The sequence below is a fragment of the Agitococcus lubricus genome (assembly GCF_003051055.1).
GTDB lineage: Bacteria > Pseudomonadota > Gammaproteobacteria > Pseudomonadales > Moraxellaceae > Agitococcus > Agitococcus lubricus.
In genome coordinates this window covers 255,033-271,426 of the sequence record NZ_QAON01000001.1, presented here as the reverse complement: position 1 = coordinate 271,426, position 16,394 = coordinate 255,033, and the positions used below count along the sequence as shown (strand labels likewise).

The window sequence follows — 16,394 nt, the reverse complement described above, 5'->3', positions numbered from 1 at the left end:
CTATACTTTTCAAACTAGACGCGGTTTAGTACAAAAAAGCAGGCAATCCCTGAACGCTTGCCTGCCTTTTATTTGCACATGGAGTCGCCCTTAGCGGTTAAAGTTGACGCGTTCATCATCGATTTGTAGCTTAAACCCGACCTCCCCGCTCGCATTACCCGCCAACGAGTCAATATCCCAGCGCACATGGGTGACAGGTTCTTTGCGTACATGAATATCATCCTCAAAACTTTGACCTTGGTCATAAGACACCAAAACAATAGCATTTGCGCCAAATCCTGAGCCGTTAATAAAATGCGCGCCCGCAGGGATGGGATTATCAATGCGTATATTGGCCGCTAAGGTATCACTAAGATTTTGATAACGAATGGTAATCGTCAGAATATCGCCCTTTTTGATACGTGTTGCGGGTACCAGTTTCAGCACGGGTTGACCATTTTCAATAGTACTGACGGACTTTTCGGCACGCATGCTTAAGCCGATGTCATTAGCCATGACCGAAGAGAACGGTAGGCTCAATAAGCAAAATAACACACATTGCCAGTAACGTTGTTTGTAATACCTTGTCCAATCGAAATAACGGCGAATAAAGCCTTGGCAAGAGCGTAAATCCATCATGGCGTACTCTCATACTAAATAGAATGTTATAACCTGATTTGTCTTTATGGTGTCAAATCATTTTCGACGATAGGCGAGCGGATGCAAGACAAGTAGCGTATAAATGTAACATTACTGCCTAGTATCGCTCTAAGTATGAAACGATGTGGTAGTTCATATATGAGCTTTGTGGTTGCCTTGATAGAGGGTGCAGATTTGCAACCTATCAATAGACCGTACCCATACCCTATGAGGAAGAAGTTGGTAATGATGCAGGATGAACAAGTATTGATACAACGACTGCTAAAGCGAGAAACCTTAGCCTGTCGGCAGTTAGTGCAAACCCATCATAATCGTTTATTGGCGGTTGCCCGTTCAATTGTGGGCGAGGCAGCCGAAGATGTGGTTCAAGAAGCGTGGTTGTTAGCGTTTAAGGCATTGGCTAACTTTGAGGGGCGTTCAACCTTAAAAACATGGCTAACACGTATTGTCATTAATACAGCTTATAACCGTTATCGTTATGAGCAACAACGTTTGATGGCATCGTTAGATCAGGTATTAGCGGAAGATATGGCCTTACATGAGCGTTTTGATGACAGTGGTCATTGGCAAGAGCCGTTAGTGCGTTGGCAAGCAGAAACGCCTGATGAAATATTGGCGCGTCAGGAGTTGGCCGCGATTTTGGCAAAAGCCTGCGACAATCTTCCGTCCGCTCAACGCTTGGCATGGCTGTTAAGAGACCAATCAGGGTTGGAGTTTAGTGAAATAGCCAGTCATTTACACACATCAGAAGCGAATGTCCGTGTATTACTGCATCGTGCACGTTTGAAATTACTGGCCGTGATTGAGGCTTATGAGGAGGGCAAGCCATGTTAAGTTGTCAAGATTTGGTGATAAAAGCAGACAGTTATTTAGCCAACGAACTAACGCCGTGGCAACAGGCTCAGTTTCGTTTACATTTGGCGGTATGCCGAAACTGTCGGCGTTATTTGAAAACCTTGAGGTTGACGCAAGAAGTCAGCAAACAAATCCCACTGCCAATACGTGAGTTTGATGTTGAAGCGATTGTTAAACGCATACAACAAGATTGCTAGGCACTGATAGGCGTCTGGATTTTGTTTGTCAAAGACGCGTAATACGGATGTCTATACCGACACTAGGGGCAATCTTAACCCCCAGTGTTGGTTATAAGGCCTTATTCTGAACCTTGGATACTCAAACCGCGTGTTGCTTGGTCTAAATAACGGGGGTCAGAGCTATTACCGAGTTTAATCATCAAGCGCAAATCGTTAGGCGAGTCTGCATGTTTGAGGGCATCCTCGTAGGTGATTTCGCCTGCGGTATATAAATCAAATAGGGCTTGGTCAAAGGTTTGCATCCCCAATTCACGGGATTTTTTCATTAACTCTTTGAGTAAGTGCACCTCGCCTTTGCGAATATAGTCACTGATTAACGGCGTATTGAGCAACACTTCAATACATGCCCTTCTCGCTTTACCATCGGGTGTGGGAACGAGTTGTTGCGCCACAATTCCGCGTAAATTTAGCGACAAGTCCATAAATAATTGACTATGACGGTCGGCAGGAAAGAAGTGAATGATACGGTCTAAGGCTTGGTTGGCATTATTGGCATGTAGGGTGGCTAATACTAAGTGCCCTGTTTCTGCAAAAGCAATCGCAAAATCCATGACCTCACGGGTACGAATCTCACCAATTAAAATCACATCAGGAGCTTGCCGTAAGGTGTTTTTGAGTGCAATTTCAAACGATTCGGTATCCAAACCCACCTCACGTTGACTGACAATACACCCTTGATGCGAATGTAAAAATTCGATGGGGTCTTCAATGGTAATGATATGACCACGACTGTTCATATTACGGTGGCCAATCATTGACGCTAAAGACGTCGATTTACCTGTGCCTGTTGCGCCCACAAAGACAATAATGCCGCGCTTGGTCATCGCCAAATCTTTAATAATTTCTGGCAGTTTTAAGTCATCTACTTTGGGGATATTGGTTTCAATACGACGTAAAACCATACCAACAAGGTTACGCTGATAATAAGCACTGACACGAAAACGACCAATACCCCGTGCAGAAATCGCAAAGTTACATTCTTTGGTGCGTTGAAACTCCAGACGTTGGTCTTCAGACATAATGCTCATGACTACTTCGCGCGCGACATCTGGGCTGAGTGGACTTTTGGTAATGGGGACAATTTTGCCATTCAATTTGACGGATGGGGGAACGCCAGCGGTGATAAACATATCGGAGCCGCCTTTTTCGACCATCAGTTTGAGTAAATCATCAAAATCCATGATTCGTCTCCGCTTAGAAGTTATCTGGGATTTTAGCCGCAGATTTGGCGACAGTCGGAGAAATCAGACCTTTAGTAACCAGATTTTTTAGACACTGGTCGAGGGTTTGCATACCAACGCCTGCACCCGTTTGAATGGCAGAGTACATTTGGGCAATTTTGTTTTCGCGAATTAAGTTACGAATCGCAGGTGTGCCCAACATGATTTCGTGGGCGGCAACACGACCACCGCCATTTTTCTTTAACAGGGTTTGTGAAATAACCGCTTGCAAAGATTCGGACAACATGGCACGAATCATGTCTTTTTCTTCGGCTGGGAATACGTCGACCACACGGTCGATAGTTTTTGCTGCGGAGGTGGTGTGAAGCGTACCAAACACTAAGTGGCCTGTTTCGGCGGCGGTGAGTGCTAAACGAATCGTCTCAAGGTCACGCATCTCACCCACCAAAATGATATCGGGGTCTTCACGCAGTGCCGAACGGAGCGCTTCGTTAAAACCACGTGTGTCACGGTGTACTTCACGTTGATTGATAAGGCATTTTTTAGATTGATGTACAAATTCAATCGGGTCTTCGATGGTTAAAATGTGGTCAAAACGGTTGGCGTTAATATAGTCAATCATCGCCGCTAAGGTCGTGGATTTTCCCGAACCTGTCGGGCCCGTCACCAAGACAATCCCGCGTGGAAAGTCACTGATATCCTTAAATACTTTGCCCATGCCTAAGTCGTCCATACTTAAGACTTTAGAGGGAATGGTACGAAATACTGCGCCTGCGCCGCGGTTTTGGTTAAATGCATTGACACGAAAACGGGAAACGCCAGGAATTTCAAACGAGAAGTCGGTTTCCCAAAATTCTTCATAGTCACGACGTTGTTTGTCGTTCATGATGTCATAGACAAGGCGGTGTACGTCTTTATGTTCCATGGGGGGTAAGTTGATACGGCGCACTTCGCCGTCTACACGAATCATGGGCGGTAGGCCTGCGGAGAGATGTAAGTCAGAGGCACCATTTTTGGCCGAGAAAGCTAATAATTCTGTAATATCCATTGTTGACTCCACGAATCGGTTATTTATCATGTGGCGTATGAGCCGAAAATTTCATCAGTACATTCAGTGGGCGACAGAGCGACTGTGCGTCCCACCTTATCTTTCTGTTTATTCTGCGATAGTACAGAGAGAAGACTCTGCTGCAATGTAAGTCTTGAAACAGGGTGAATTCAGTCGGTTATTCTGTTTAGGTGTTGCATAAATTAGCATTGAATACGGTCAATCACTAGTCAGAACATCAAACTCCCACGTTATAATAAGCTGGCTTGAGACCTTATCCACCAGTCAACAAGCCCTAACATGAGCACTCACCATAGTCTGTATTAGGTTAACGCAAATTTTTGAGTCAGATGGGCTAAAAATGCAAGATATTTCACAACATTTGCAACAAGTTCTTAGACGTATGGCACTTGCATGTGACCGAGCGGGCAGACCAGCCCATACAGTAAAGCTCTTGGCGGTGAGTAAGACGCAGTCTGTCGATGCGATTATGACGGCGTATCAAGCAGGGCAACGGGATTTTGGCGAAAATTATGTCCAAGAGGCCTTAACTAAAATACCTGCTTTAGCGCATTTAGGCATTACGTGGCATTTGATAGGCCATTTGCAGAGTAATAAAGCCTCAGAAGTGGCGCGATATTTTGCATGGGTACACAGTGTCGACCGTTTGAAAATAGCACAACGCCTATCGGCCTATAGACCAGACACACTACCCCCTCTAAATATATGTTTGCAGGTGAATATTGATGCCCAAGAAAGCAAATCTGGTTGCACAATCGCTGAGTTACCTGCGCTTATTCATGCTATCTTAGCGCTCCCACGCGTGAGCTTACGTGGTTTGATGATTATCCCCCAAGCGGGGAATGAGCAAGCATTTACCGATTTGGTCAATTTACGGCAACATTTATTAATGACAATTCCTACCCTAGATGCCGATACCTTTGATACCCTCTCGATGGGAATGTCAGCCGATATGGACGCTGCGATTGCAGCGGGTAGTACGATGGTGCGTGTAGGCACTGCAATTTTTGGTCATCGTTTAACAAGATAATAAAAATGCATATTTTATTTGTACATCAAAACTCTTTAGGACAATTTACCCATTTAGCGGCCTATTTGGCGCAGCAACCAGAACATGTGGTTGTGTCTATTGCGCAAAAAGAGAATATGGAGCGTAAGCCTAGCCCCGCAGGGGTACAACGTGTGGGTTATCAAATTAACCGTGCGCGTTCTGCACAAACACATAAATATTTATGGGGTACTGAAGAACATATTCTTCGTGGTCAAGCCGTCGTGAGAGCGTGTTTGGAGTTACGTCAACGTGGATTTGAGCCACAGTTAATCATTGCACATGCAGGGTGGGGCGAGGCCTTATATCTGCGAGATATTTATCCTAAAGCCAAGATTGTCGGATATTTTGAGTTTTTTTATCACGCGGTGGGCAAAGATGTCGGTTTTGACCCTGAGTTTCCGACAGATTTTGACCGTCGATTTTTATTACGTACCCGTAATGCCACGCAACTGATGACATGGACAGGCGTAGATTACGGCTGGAGTCCTACACAATGGCAGCGCAGTTTGTTTCCTGCCGAGTTTCAGCAACGGATTAAAGTGATACATGAGGGAATTAATACCGATATCGTCAAACCCAATCCTGAGGCGGTGTTTACAACCCCAGACGGTATCACTCTGACACAACAGGATGAAGTCATTACCTTTGTTAATCGTAATTTAGAGCCGTATCGAGGTTTTCATGTCTTTATGCGCGCTTTACCAGAGATACAGCGTCAGCGACCTAAGGCAATTACCGTGATTATTGGCAGTGAAAGTGTCAGTTATGGTGCACCGCCCAAAGGCGCAGCTAATTGGAAAGAGGCGTTGCTACAAGAGGTAGGTGCACAATTAGACATGAGTCGTATCCACTTTGTCGGGTCTTTGCCCTATCAGCACTATTTACAGGCTTTACAAATTTCAAAAATCCATTTGTATTTAACCTATCCCTTTGTGTTGTCGTGGTCGATGTTGGAGTCGATGGCAGCAGGCTGTATTTTATTGGCTTCGTCTACGCCACCTGTCTTGGAGGTGATTGAACACGGCAAAAATGGCTTATTGTGTGGCTTCTTTGATAAAGACAGTTTAATTACGCAGGTGGTAGATGTCTTAGCGCAACCGCAACGTTATGACTATCTCAGAGCAGCAGCACGGCAAACGATAATACAGCATTACGACTTAAAAACGGTGTGTATGCCGCAGCAACTCGCCTTTGTACAACAGTTATTAACCCAAGAGACAAATGTATGACCTTGACTATTGGTTTTATTGGCGCGGGCAATATGGCCTCCGCTTTAGTAGGGGGTTTATTAGCGCGTGGTCATCACGCCTCACAATTAGCACTGGCCGATAGCCAAATCAGTCAATTACATGCCTTTGGCGAACAGGGTATTTTTACCAGTACCGACAATGCAGAGGTCGTTAAAAAGGCCGATATTTTAGTGTTGGCGGTTAAGCCACAAGTGATGGCTGAGGTGCTCAAACCTTTAGCACCGCTTGTACAAGCCAAACAACCAATTATCATTTCGATTGCGGCAGGCATTCCTGTGGCCAGTATCAGTCGTTGGTTGGGTGGGGATTTAGCGATTGTACGTGCTATGCCCAATACGCCAGCACTGGTGCAGTCTGGGGCAACAGGTTTATTTGCCAGTCCGCAAGTCAATAGTCAACAGCGTCAGCAAGCCGAAACTATTTTGAATGCCGTAGGCTTGACCTTGTGGGTAGAAGAAGAGTCTTTAATTGATAGTGTAACCGCCGTTTCTGGTTCGGGGCCAGCCTATTTCTTTTATGTGATGGAAGCGATGATTCATGCAGGCTGTCAATTGGGTTTAGATGAAAAAACCGCACGCGCTTTAACCTTACAAACCGCGTTGGGTGCAGCACAAATGGCAATTACTGCCGATGTCAGTCCTGCGGAGTTGCGTCGTCGGGTGACGTCGCCAGGTGGGACGACAGAGCGAGCGATTGCCACCTTTGATGCGGCTGCGATGAAAGAAACATTTCAACACGCATTAACAGCGTGTGCTGCCCGTGGTCAAGAACTCGCCGAATTATTAGGCAAGCAGGAGTAAGCCAATGAATGCCATGTCCGAAATTGCCAATTTATTACTAGGCACCGCCTTTAGCCTGTATATTGGCATTTTGTGGGTGCGCTTTTTGTTGCAATTAGTGCAAGCCGATTTTTACAACCCTATCTCTCAATTTGTCGTCAAGGCAAGTGCGCCTGTGCTCAATCCCTTACGGCAGATTATGCCTAAACATAAGTATTGGGATTTTTCGGCTTTATTTGCTATTGTGTTATTGCAATTGCTCAGTATGACCTTGATGTCACTCATCAGTGGGCATGGCACTTTACCGCCAATCTTGCTTGTTTTAAGTGCAATCTTTCAGCTAATCTATCTGGCGACGGAGTTTTATTTTTGGGCAATTATTATTAGTATCGTTTTAAGTTGGATTAGCCCTGGTTATAGTCCGTTTGCTGCCCTGTTACAACAAATCACGGAACCTGTGTTAGCCCCGTTTCGTAAACTATTACCAGCCATGGGTGGCTTAGATTTATCGCCAATTTTGGCCTTTTTAATGATACAAATACTACAAATTTTATTAAGAGCGATGTCGCAAAGCCTGTTTAGCCTGAATTTTTGACTATGGCAACCGAGGCCATTCAACAACACGGCTCAGATTTGGTATTAAATCTGCATGTGCAACCCAATGCAGCTCGCTCTGAGTTTGTTGGGCTGCATGGTCAGGCCTTAAAAGTTCGTTTGCACGCGCCACCTGTGGATGGCAAAGCAAATGACGAGTTATGTCGATTTTTGGCACATATATTTGCCGTCAATAAAAAATCGGTGCAATTATTGAGTGGCGAAACCACACGCACTAAACGGGTTCGTGTTCAGAACGTCGTGTGTTTGCCCCCATCGATTATAAAAATTTTGCAAGGGGTTGTATCGTGACACAAGTCGTGCAAATGGGAGATAAACTACTCACGGGTATTCAAGCCTTTAGTGCGTGGAAATTATCAATTGCGAATGAAATCAAACGTTATCGTCTGTGGCTACATGAGCAAGGCTTAAGCTCTATAGATTTAGATGACCGCTTAGCCAGAGCCCTAAGAGCCTTTACCTCAGACCGTATTTTATTGGCCTTTGTCGGTGAGTTTTCGCGTGGTAAAACAGAATTAATTAATGCTATTTTGGGGCGGCATTACAAAATGCGTTTATTTCCGACGCGGATTGGCCGAACCACGATGTGTCCTACCGAAGTCTTTTATGACCCACAAGCGAGTGGACCATATATCAAATTATTACCCATTCAAACCCGTAGTAGTGCCGTACCTTTGGCTTCATATCGTCGTCAACTAGAACACTGGGCGCATTTAGATTTAGACCTGAGTAGCACACAATCCATTCAGCGTGCCTTTGAAGAAGTGGCCAAAACCCGTGAAGTGACGACTCAAGTGGCTGAAAGTTTGGGGTTTGAGGTCGAGTTTTTGGAGTCTTCCTCCAAAAAAGCAGGTTATGTACATATTCCCGCATGGCGACATGCGCTGATTAATCTAGACCATCCCTTATTACGTATGGGCTTATCAATTATTGATACACCTGGTTTGAATGCCTTAGGCCTAGAGCCCGAATTAACCCTCAGCTTTTTGCCAGAAGCCCATGCTTTATTATTTGTCCTATCCGCCGATTGTGGTGTCACCGCGAGTGACTTCTCCATTTGGAACAACCATGTCCGCGATTTAGCAGCGCGTAGTAATACCGCGTTGTATGCGATTATCAATAAAATTGATTTATTAGATGATGACGATGCATTGTATCCCATTGATGTACAAGACAGTTTGTCACGTTTAGTGCGTTTTTCTGCACATCAACTGCATTTGCCCATAGAAAATGTCTTGCCCTTGAGTGCACGTCAAGGTGCGCGGGCGTATGTCTATAACGACCAATCCTTGTTAGAGTCCAGCCGTCTATTGGACTTAGAAGCTGCCTTAGCGACCTCAGTGATTACAGCACGTCAACAATCCTTAAAAAACGTGACCTTAAAAGAAGTGATTGAGCTGGTTGATACCAGTCAGCAAACCTTAGTCGAAAAACGGGCAGCCTTACAGCAAGAATATGATTTATTTAACCGTAACGAAAAAGACGTGGAAGTGGAGTTGGTTGGTTTAACGCGTTTAGTGCGTAAAGAGCAAGAAAAACATAACCAACGTTTAGTTCTTCTGCAAGAAGGAAAGGCGGTTTTAGAGCAACATCTCGGGCGCATTGCCGAGTTAGTGGGTAATGAAAAATTGGAGTGGCACTTCTCGCGTGCGCGTGAGTCAGCCAGTAGTACGGTAGGTTTTGGTTCGGCTGCCGCGATTGGGATTTTCTTTCAAGGACTGAAATTAGATTTACGCCGTTTACGTGATGAAATGGATGCTGCCGAACAAACGGCCAATAAAATTTATCAGCGTTATATGCAAGCCTTGGGGCAAGTAGACCTTAAATATCCCTATGTGGATATTGAGCAATATATCAACGAGTTTACTGAGCTAGAAAAACAAGCGGCTCCGTATAAAAACCGTTTTGGTTCGTTATTGGCGAATCAAGAAAAAGTCTTTGACCACTTTTTTGATACCTTAGCGCGCGAAGCGAAGGTGGTTTATGAAAAAGCCCGTGAAGATGCCGCGCGTTGGTGTAAACAAGTCTTAGTTCCACTGATGCAACAAACCCTAGAAGCCAAAAAACGCATTGATGAACAATTAAAACGCTTAGAACATCTACAGATGATAGATGCCACCCGTGACCATCGTTTAGTAGAAATTAAACAGCAGTTAGATGAGTTGACTCAGCAAGAAGGTTTCTTACAGGAGGTTTCTTTCTGCTTGCAACCTGTAGAGCTGAGCTAAGGAGACGGTACCCCTTTTCTGATTCAGGGGCTATACTGACAAGATAACACGTTTTTTATTAAAAACAGAAAATGGCTTCAAGTAATACAGGCGTTAGCACCAGCTTTGGCTCATTCTGTTTAATTGATTATTGACACTTTATGAATACTCTATCCGCGATTGGGGCGGCTGCCCTCACGACTTTAAGTTTAACGACGGCGTTGGGTCTACCTAGCGCGCCGCATAACCAGACCTTTGCCTTGTTATGGCTATTGTTTATGGTGCTTGCAGGTTTGCCTTTAGCCTTTGTAGATGCTGTGCTGGTGCGTAGAACCAAAGTTTTGCCCTTACAAGCCTTAGCGCCTATTACTCGCGATTCCGATTTAGCCACTTTTTGGCGCCTATTAGCGCCTTTAGCGATGTTAGCATTGATGCTGTTAATTGCATTTTCGGCCTACTACGCCACGCAAGGCCTCGTGATTAGCAGCGAAAATATTGCCACTAAAGAGATTTTTCCCTTTTTAATCGTCTTTTTGGCCATGGGTTTTGCATGGGTAGGTATGGCGCGCTTGTTGCCGTATGTCGCCATTTTAGTACCCGCCGTATTAGTGTTGAATGTGGTGCTTGTGCCACAAACCTTACAAATTCATTTATTAACACCTGAACAATGGCAAGAAATTGGCCGCGCCGTGTTATTGGCCAATGGCTTGGGTTTAGGCTTATATGCATGGCTTGTACAGCAGCGTTTGCATGATGAACGTGCCAGCACCACCGTATTGCCCGTTTGGTTGACACAAACACTGGTGGGTGCATTAACCATTGCTGTTGGCAGCGCAGAAGGTAATTTGAGTGTTGTCTGCCATGTGTTAACGGCTGTATTTGCCTGTGCAATTTTGGCTGAAGTGATTGTTCGCCAACTGCGCGAGCGCTTTATGGCAAAGCCTATTGCCTTAGGTGGGGTGATGTTACTGATTGTGGCGGCGACTTATGCGGCGACTTATGTCGCCTTTGATTATGTCATGATAGTGACCGTCCTAGTGGCAGTATTGGGATATGCCATTTTAACAGGCTGGTTGATGAAAATTAGCCATGCCCGTAAGGCCTTAAATATGCAAAGTGAGGCACTGTATAATCTATGGCGCATGGGTATTCGTATTGCGGTACCCTTAACCGTTATTTGGCTATTGGTCGGTTTGGCTTTATGAGTCAAACCTTAGTTGAAGTCGAAGTTGCTTATGCCTTACCGCATAAGCAACTGATTTTGACCATACAAGTGCCTGAAGGTACCAGTTTATATGATGCCGTCGTTCAGTCGAGAATGGTCGAGCATTTTCCCGATTTAGACCTCAGTCAAGCCAGTTTGGGTGTCTTTGGTAAATTAGAAAAATCGCCAAAAACACGCGCCGTTTGTGCAGGTGAACGCATAGAAATTTATCGTCCGTTACTCACAGACCCCAAAGAGGCACGCAAAGCACGTGCTGCAAAGGCACAAGAGGCACGCGCTAAGTCTTAATCAGTTTATAGTGGCTCGGCTCTGAGTCCACCATCTTTACTGGGAATAGTCATGGTTGTGTTGGTTGGCAAGGTATCGGCGCCAATAATTTGACTCAACTTGCCTTGTTCAAAAATCACACTTAAACCTTGATGACGGACATCTTTAATGCCGTTATATTTTGCATAAGTTCCCGCATCAAAACGGTATTGATAATCCCAACGATTAGGATTTAGGGTGTCGGTAATCATCGGACTACCCAAAATATAACGTACCTGAGACGGCGTCATGCCCAGTTTAAGTTTAGCGGCCATGTCTTGGGTAATCGGGTTGCCTTGTGGACGGTCAATCTTGTACACGCTGAGTGCTTGGCAAGCCGTTAAGGACACAAGTGTCGCCAACAGAATTGGCAAAAAAAACAGTTTTTGTGTCACAGTGTCGTATCCTCTCTTGTTCATCGGGGGAGATAAGTCGATAATCCTACACCATTCACACCCCGACGATAATTACTGATTTGTAGATATTCAACAGGGTTGTGCTGTTTTAGCGTTCGATTACGCCATGTTAACGACTCTAAAATGATGAGAGTAAGCAAGTGCGTCTATGTGTTTAAGCAAACACAAGGCAACCTTCTTTACTGTATATAAAGGGCTAAGAGGCTAGGTTATGTTTAGCAATCAAGATTTGCGTAAAGCAGGCTTAAAAGTCACGCTACCGCGTATCAAAATTTTAGAGTTACTCGAAAACTCACCTGTACATCATTTAAGTGCAGAAGATGTCTATAAGGCCTTATTGGAACAAGGGGAAGACGTGGGCTTAGCCACAGTCTATCGTGTATTAACCCAATTTGAATCTGCAGGTATTGTCGAGCGCCATCATTTTGAAGGCGGTCACTCGGTATTTGAAATCAGTAAAGCCGAACATCACGACCATATCGTTTGTGTGACTTGTGGGAAAGTTTTAGAGTTCAATGATGAGTTGATTGAGCAACAGCAGCATAAAGTAGCAGAGTCTTTAGGTTTTACCCTGACGGGACATGCTTTGCACTTATATGGCATTTGCAGTAGTCCAGAGTGTCAAGACAAAGCGCATGGTCGTAACAAACGCTAACGTATCTTAGTGTAAAAAGACAGATAGTGCTGGTTGTCTATGACAGATACGACCATAATCGTTTTTTGTTTTATGCCACGTTAGTTAATGTGGTTTTTAGATTTAAGATGGTTATGGTCAAACTCAAACTCGCTCTCGAACTTAATTATGAAATACTGGATCAAGGCTCAGATTTTATTTTCAATATTCATCACGCTCATACCCCTTATCAACGTGTAGTACAAGAAAGTTTGGTGTTAAGCCAAACGCAGATTAACCCCGAAATTTATACCGATGCGGCAACAGGTAATCGTTATATGCGTTTACATGCCAATGTTGGGCACTTAAAGGTAAATTACCAGTCAACGGTTGAGATTAATCATCATCGTGCTGAGCCAACTCAAATTGCCGAAGTACCTGTCGCACGGTTGCCCATGCAGGTGTTGAGTTATATTTATCCAAGTCGTTATTGTCAGTCTGATCGGTTACATAAGTTGGCGATTCGTGAATTTGGTCATTTATGGCAAGGTTATAGCCGTGTGCAAGCAATTCAAGAATGGGTACAAAAACGCGTCATCTTTACCCCCAATACCTCGAATGGGAGTACCTCCGCGATTGATACCTTAATTGAGCAAGTGGGGGTATGTCGTGATTTTGCACATTTAATGATTGCCTTGTGTCGGGCGGTAAATATTCCTGCACGTTTTGTGACAGGCACAGACTATGGGGCTAATCCTGTGTTGGGCCCACCCGATTTTCATGCTTATGTTGAAGTGTATTTGGGCGACCGTTGGTATATTTTTGACCCGTCAGGCACGTCTATCCCCATGGGATTTGTGCGTTTTGGTGTGGGCAGAGATGCCGCCGATGTGCCATTTGCGACTATTTTTGGAACAGTGAATAGTCTAGCTCCAAGTATTGATATTAATCCTGTGCATGACAATTCTCTGAATTATGTTTTGCCACATCATTGTTTACAAGCCTTATCAACAGCCATGTAGTTATGAGTCAGTATCACCCTTTAGCAGAGCGGATGCGACCACAAAACTTAGATCAAGTGTTTGGTCAGCAACATTTATTAGCCGAAGGTGCACCTTTACGGGTGTTGTTAACGCAAGGGCAATGTCCCTCCTTGATATTTTGGGGCAGTGCGGGGGTAGGCAAAACCACTTTAGCACGTTTAATTGCTAAGTATGTGAATGCCCATTTTATTGCCTTGTCTGCGGTATTAGCAGGCGTAAAAGAATTACGTGAGGCCATTGCGCAAGCACAACAACAGGCACGTGGCTTATTGGCTAAACGGACGATTTTATTTATTGATGAAATTCATCGGTTTAATAAAAGCCAACAAGATGCCTTATTACCCTACGTTGAAGACGGGACGATTACCTTAATTGGCGCAACCACCGAAAATCCTTCCTTTGAATTAAATGCCGCATTGCTATCTCGTTTGCGGGTATTTGTCTTAAAGCCTTTGTCTGAGGCCGAACTCTTACAGATTTTGCAACGTGCACTCAGCGACACAAGCGATGGCTTAGCGGCCAGCGCCGATGCGTTGCCGCAACATTGGTTATTGAGGATGGCACAGTTAGCAGACGGTGACGCGCGTAAAGCCTTAGTCTTATTAGAAACTGCTTATGAGTTATCACGCTCACAAGGCATAGATGATAAGGTACTGAGCCAATTTTTAGGCAAGGGCTTACGCCGTTTTGATAAAGGTGGCGACCAATTTTATGAGCAAATTTCGGCTTTACATAAATCGGTACGTAGCTCGAATCCTGATGCTGCGTTGTATTGGTTGGCACGTATGTTAGATGGCGGGGCAGATGGCAGTTATTTGGGGCGACGTTTAGTAAGAATGGCGATTGAAGATATAGGTTTGGCAGACCCGCGCGCCCAACAAATTGCTTTAGAGGCATGGCAAAGTTATGAGCGGCTCGGTAGCCCAGAAGGGGACTTAGCCTTAGCAAATGCAGCCGTCTATTTGGCCTGTTGCGCTAAAAGTAATGCGGTTTACAGTGCTTGGAAGCAAGTTAAGCAAGTCATTGAAAAAACAGGTAGTTTGGAAGTACCTTTGCATTTACGTAACGCACCGACAAAATTGATGGCCGATTTGGGTTATGGTCAGGGCTATCGTTATGACCATGACGAAGTAGATGGCCATGCCAAAGGCCAAACTTGTCTGCCTGAACCATTACAAAGCATGCGTTTTTATCAGCCGACCGACCGTGGTTTAGAAGCCAAAATTGCCGCACGTTTACAGTGGCTAAGCGGTTTGTCATCAGAAAAGTCGTAGGGGCATCCTCAACGTCCTTTAGAGAATAATAAATAGGGGCTGTTGATGTTTTGATGGTGGTTGCGAAAAACGCTATTTTTTAGAGGATACGCGGCATAAATCGCGTGATTCCAACTAAGCGATGAGGAACAAAGTAGCCTCAAAAAATCGCTCTTTCCCTGTGGTTTGCGTTAAAACCGCTTCATACTACGTGACAAAACTGGCCAATAGAATCACTATGCGCTGCGTTTTGTGCCTTGTCTGAGTCAATTTTTATCAGCAACGCGGCTCACACGTAAAACGTCAACAGACCCTAGCATCTATGCACATATATGTTTTATAAAGGATACATAAAAAATAACTCTCAAAATAAGTGTATTGATAGTGGCGGGTATCCGTCTATCAGGCTTTTTATCGTTATCTGGAATAATGATTATGCGTTTGATGGAATTAAGAGCTGGGCAACGAGTTGCTATTTTGATGATAGCCTTTGCCATACAACTGTTCTCTCATATCCTGTGGGGCAATTATGTACTAAGACATCCTATGTATCAGCATTTTATCTCTAAAGATTGGATAGAATGGATTGGGATTGTTTATTATTCTGGGCTATTTGGAGCGATAGGTTTGGTCTTGATTGGCCTAAAAATATCAACAAACGCACGCCTAGAATGGTGGTTATCGTTTACAACGGTTTGGTTTTTTACCATCATTCTGATGATGGGTGCCTATGTGTCTGGTTTACTTTCTATTTCCACGGGTGCAGTCATGGTGGGGGCGGTGGTGACGGGTATGATGTTGCTACCTGTCCCTATGGTCTTATCGGCAGTTTTTACAACAATTATTGCTATGTTGGTTCTTAATGACCTTACGATTGCAGGCGCATTAGACTATGCGCCCCTGTTTCTCGATATTTCAGTACGCGAATCGGTAGAGTTTGGTCGATTCTATTATTTTTCCCAATTCTTTTTTGCCACCCCATTTTTGATGTTTTTTATTGGCATTGCCTATTTATTTCTCAAAGAAACAAATTCTTATATTCAGCGTATTCAGTTATTAAATAAAACCGATAGTCTGACAGGAGTGATGAATCGGCGTTATGCAAATGACTATTTACACATGTTGTTAGAGGCGGCTGATGTAAAGTCTGTGGCTATTTTTATGATTGACTTAGATTTCTTTAAGCGTATCAATGATAGTTTTGGACATCTGACGGGAGATCAGGCGTTAAAGATGACTGCCCAAATACTCAAAAAAAATCTACGTGATGGCGATGTGGTCGCGCGTTTTGGGGGTGAAGAATTTATTGTGATATTAAAAAACATTGACACCACATATAGCATGGTTGTGGCAGAGCGTTGTCGTGAGGCCGTCAGTCAACTCGTCTATCACTCTACATCGCATGGCGCAATTTCATGGACATGTAGTATTGGTGTTTCAGTATTAGCCTTACCTACAGAGATGTCAGACCAGTCGCTAATCCGTATTGCGGACACAGCGTTGTATCAGGCTAAAGCACAGGGGCGTAACTGTGTTGTCCTAGGCGATAGCATCGAGACGGATATGGAGCTGATGAGCCATGAGCACAGATGAGCAGCTTTTAATGTGGGGATTGTCAAAAAGAGGCTGATGACCACTATGTCGCAAGTGGTC

At 44.4% G+C, this 16,394-nt stretch carries 18 protein-coding genes; 14 read left to right on the top strand and 4 right to left on the bottom strand.

The features are described from left to right. Nucleotides 1-90: 90 nt before the first annotated feature. Nucleotides 91-618: a DUF11 domain-containing protein gene (locus tag C8N29_RS01125; protein WP_107864178.1), complete on the bottom strand. Its 528-nt coding sequence runs from the start codon at nucleotides 616-618 to the stop codon at nucleotides 91-93. A 246-nt stretch (nucleotides 619-864) separates the two neighbouring features. Here C8N29_RS01125 and C8N29_RS01120 point away from each other — a divergent pair, with 246 nt between their 5' ends. Both C8N29_RS01120 and C8N29_RS01115 read left to right on the top strand, forming a co-directional pair. Continuing rightward, a complete protein-coding gene (locus C8N29_RS01120; RefSeq protein ID WP_170106841.1) occupies nucleotides 865-1,473 on the top strand; it encodes a sigma-70 family RNA polymerase sigma factor in 609 nt (202 codons plus the stop codon). Next, nucleotides 1,467-1,691 carry a zf-HC2 domain-containing protein gene (locus C8N29_RS01115; RefSeq protein WP_107864176.1) on the top strand — a complete coding sequence of 75 codons (225 nt, stop codon included), beginning with the start codon at nucleotides 1,467-1,469 and terminating at the stop codon, nucleotides 1,689-1,691. The genes C8N29_RS01120 and C8N29_RS01115 overlap by 7 nt, the downstream gene beginning before the upstream one ends. 101 nt (nucleotides 1,692-1,792) lie before the next feature. On the opposite strand, the gene C8N29_RS01110 is transcribed toward C8N29_RS01115, so the two are convergent. Continuing rightward, complete coding sequence (locus C8N29_RS01110; protein ID WP_107864175.1) at nucleotides 1,793-2,914, bottom strand: PilT/PilU family type 4a pilus ATPase; 1,122 nt, start codon at nucleotides 2,912-2,914, stop codon at nucleotides 1,793-1,795. Nucleotides 2,915-2,927: 13 nt separating this feature from the next. Then, complete coding sequence (locus C8N29_RS01105) at nucleotides 2,928-3,962, bottom strand: type IV pilus twitching motility protein PilT (protein WP_107864174.1); 1,035 nt, start codon at nucleotides 3,960-3,962, stop codon at nucleotides 2,928-2,930. A gap of 361 nt (nucleotides 3,963-4,323) precedes the next feature. On the opposite strand from C8N29_RS01105, the gene C8N29_RS01100 reads away from it, so the two are divergent. The 8 genes from C8N29_RS01100 (at nucleotide 4,324) to C8N29_RS01065 (ending at nucleotide 11,398) form a co-directional block, all read left to right on the top strand. Continuing rightward, nucleotides 4,324-5,013 carry a YggS family pyridoxal phosphate-dependent enzyme gene (locus C8N29_RS01100; protein WP_107864173.1) on the top strand — a complete coding sequence of 230 codons (690 nt, stop codon included), beginning with the start codon at nucleotides 4,324-4,326 and terminating at the stop codon, nucleotides 5,011-5,013. Nucleotides 5,014-5,018: 5 nt separating this feature from the next. Continuing rightward, complete coding sequence (locus tag C8N29_RS01095) at nucleotides 5,019-6,263, top strand: glycosyltransferase family 4 protein (protein ID WP_107864172.1); 1,245 nt, start codon at nucleotides 5,019-5,021, stop codon at nucleotides 6,261-6,263. Next, nucleotides 6,260-7,084 carry a pyrroline-5-carboxylate reductase gene (proC, locus tag C8N29_RS01090; protein ID WP_107864171.1) on the top strand — a complete coding sequence of 275 codons (825 nt, stop codon included), beginning with the start codon at nucleotides 6,260-6,262 and terminating at the stop codon, nucleotides 7,082-7,084. Before C8N29_RS01095 ends, proC begins: the two co-directional genes overlap by 4 nt. Before the next feature lie 4 nt (nucleotides 7,085-7,088). Further along, on the top strand, nucleotides 7,089-7,658 hold the full coding sequence (locus C8N29_RS01085) for a YggT family protein (protein ID WP_107864170.1): 570 nt from the start codon (nucleotides 7,089-7,091) through the stop codon (nucleotides 7,656-7,658). 2 nt (nucleotides 7,659-7,660) lie between these two features. After that, complete coding sequence (locus C8N29_RS01080; protein ID WP_107864169.1) at nucleotides 7,661-7,969, top strand: DUF167 domain-containing protein; 309 nt, start codon at nucleotides 7,661-7,663, stop codon at nucleotides 7,967-7,969. Continuing rightward, nucleotides 7,966-9,906, top strand: coding sequence for a dynamin family protein (locus C8N29_RS01075; protein WP_107864168.1), 1,941 nt, complete (start codon nucleotides 7,966-7,968; stop codon nucleotides 9,904-9,906). The genes C8N29_RS01080 and C8N29_RS01075 overlap by 4 nt, the downstream gene beginning before the upstream one ends. 140 nt (nucleotides 9,907-10,046) lie before the next feature. Continuing rightward, nucleotides 10,047-11,090 (top strand): hypothetical protein, encoded by a 1,044-nt coding sequence (locus C8N29_RS01070; RefSeq protein WP_107864167.1) that lies wholly within the window; start codon nucleotides 10,047-10,049, stop codon nucleotides 11,088-11,090. Then, complete coding sequence (locus C8N29_RS01065; RefSeq protein ID WP_107864166.1) at nucleotides 11,087-11,398, top strand: RnfH family protein; 312 nt, start codon at nucleotides 11,087-11,089, stop codon at nucleotides 11,396-11,398. Before C8N29_RS01070 ends, C8N29_RS01065 begins: the two co-directional genes overlap by 4 nt. Nucleotides 11,399-11,403: 5 nt before the next feature. Here the strand turns inward: C8N29_RS01065 and C8N29_RS01060 are convergent, their stop codons facing one another. Next, the gene (locus tag C8N29_RS01060) at nucleotides 11,404-11,811 is read right to left on the bottom strand and encodes an outer membrane protein assembly factor BamE (RefSeq protein WP_239986931.1); all 408 of its coding nucleotides are present in this window, start codon (nucleotides 11,809-11,811) and stop codon (nucleotides 11,404-11,406) included. Nucleotides 11,812-12,043: 232 nt separating this feature from the next. On the opposite strand from C8N29_RS01060, the gene fur reads away from it, so the two are divergent. The 4 genes from fur to C8N29_RS01040 all read left to right on the top strand — a co-directional run bounded on the left by fur (nucleotide 12,044) and on the right by C8N29_RS01040 (nucleotide 16,334). Then, the gene (gene fur, locus C8N29_RS01055; protein ID WP_107864164.1) at nucleotides 12,044-12,487 is read left to right on the top strand and encodes a ferric iron uptake transcriptional regulator; all 444 of its coding nucleotides are present in this window, start codon (nucleotides 12,044-12,046) and stop codon (nucleotides 12,485-12,487) included. 107 nt (nucleotides 12,488-12,594) lie between these two features. Further along, on the top strand, nucleotides 12,595-13,467 hold the full coding sequence (locus C8N29_RS01050) for a transglutaminase-like domain-containing protein (RefSeq protein WP_204509246.1): 873 nt from the start codon (nucleotides 12,595-12,597) through the stop codon (nucleotides 13,465-13,467). A gap of 2 nt (nucleotides 13,468-13,469) precedes the next feature. Then, nucleotides 13,470-14,762: a replication-associated recombination protein A gene (locus C8N29_RS01045; RefSeq protein ID WP_107864163.1), complete on the top strand. Its 1,293-nt coding sequence runs from the start codon at nucleotides 13,470-13,472 to the stop codon at nucleotides 14,760-14,762. A 363-nt stretch (nucleotides 14,763-15,125) separates the two neighbouring features. After that, nucleotides 15,126-16,334: a GGDEF domain-containing protein gene (locus tag C8N29_RS01040; RefSeq protein ID WP_146164398.1), complete on the top strand. Its 1,209-nt coding sequence runs from the start codon at nucleotides 15,126-15,128 to the stop codon at nucleotides 16,332-16,334. Nucleotides 16,335-16,394: the final 60 nt, after the last annotated feature.

Coding starts and splice junctions, on each gene's coding strand:
- C8N29_RS01105 (WP_107864174.1), bottom strand. CDS start 3,962: ATGGATATTACAGAATTATTAGCTTTCTCGGCCAAAAATGGTGCCTCT.
- C8N29_RS01120 (WP_170106841.1), top strand. CDS start 865: ATGATGCAGGATGAACAAGTATTGATACAACGACTGCTAAAGCGAGAA.
- C8N29_RS01115 (WP_107864176.1), top strand. CDS start 1,467: ATGTTAAGTTGTCAAGATTTGGTGATAAAAGCAGACAGTTATTTAGCC.
- C8N29_RS01100 (WP_107864173.1), top strand. CDS start 4,324: ATGCAAGATATTTCACAACATTTGCAACAAGTTCTTAGACGTATGGCA.
- C8N29_RS01050 (WP_204509246.1), top strand. CDS start 12,595: ATGGTTATGGTCAAACTCAAACTCGCTCTCGAACTTAATTATGAAATA.
- C8N29_RS01125 (WP_107864178.1), bottom strand. CDS start 618: ATGATGGATTTACGCTCTTGCCAAGGCTTTATTCGCCGTTATTTCGAT.
- C8N29_RS01095 (WP_107864172.1), top strand. CDS start 5,019: ATGCATATTTTATTTGTACATCAAAACTCTTTAGGACAATTTACCCAT.
- C8N29_RS01085 (WP_107864170.1), top strand. CDS start 7,089: ATGAATGCCATGTCCGAAATTGCCAATTTATTACTAGGCACCGCCTTT.
- C8N29_RS01045 (WP_107864163.1), top strand. CDS start 13,470: ATGAGTCAGTATCACCCTTTAGCAGAGCGGATGCGACCACAAAACTTA.
- proC (WP_107864171.1), top strand. CDS start 6,260: ATGACCTTGACTATTGGTTTTATTGGCGCGGGCAATATGGCCTCCGCT.
- C8N29_RS01110 (WP_107864175.1), bottom strand. CDS start 2,914: ATGGATTTTGATGATTTACTCAAACTGATGGTCGAAAAAGGCGGCTCC.
- fur (WP_107864164.1), top strand. CDS start 12,044: ATGTTTAGCAATCAAGATTTGCGTAAAGCAGGCTTAAAAGTCACGCTA.
- C8N29_RS01080 (WP_107864169.1), top strand. CDS start 7,661: ATGGCAACCGAGGCCATTCAACAACACGGCTCAGATTTGGTATTAAAT.
- C8N29_RS01065 (WP_107864166.1), top strand. CDS start 11,087: ATGAGTCAAACCTTAGTTGAAGTCGAAGTTGCTTATGCCTTACCGCAT.
- C8N29_RS01070 (WP_107864167.1), top strand. CDS start 10,047: ATGAATACTCTATCCGCGATTGGGGCGGCTGCCCTCACGACTTTAAGT.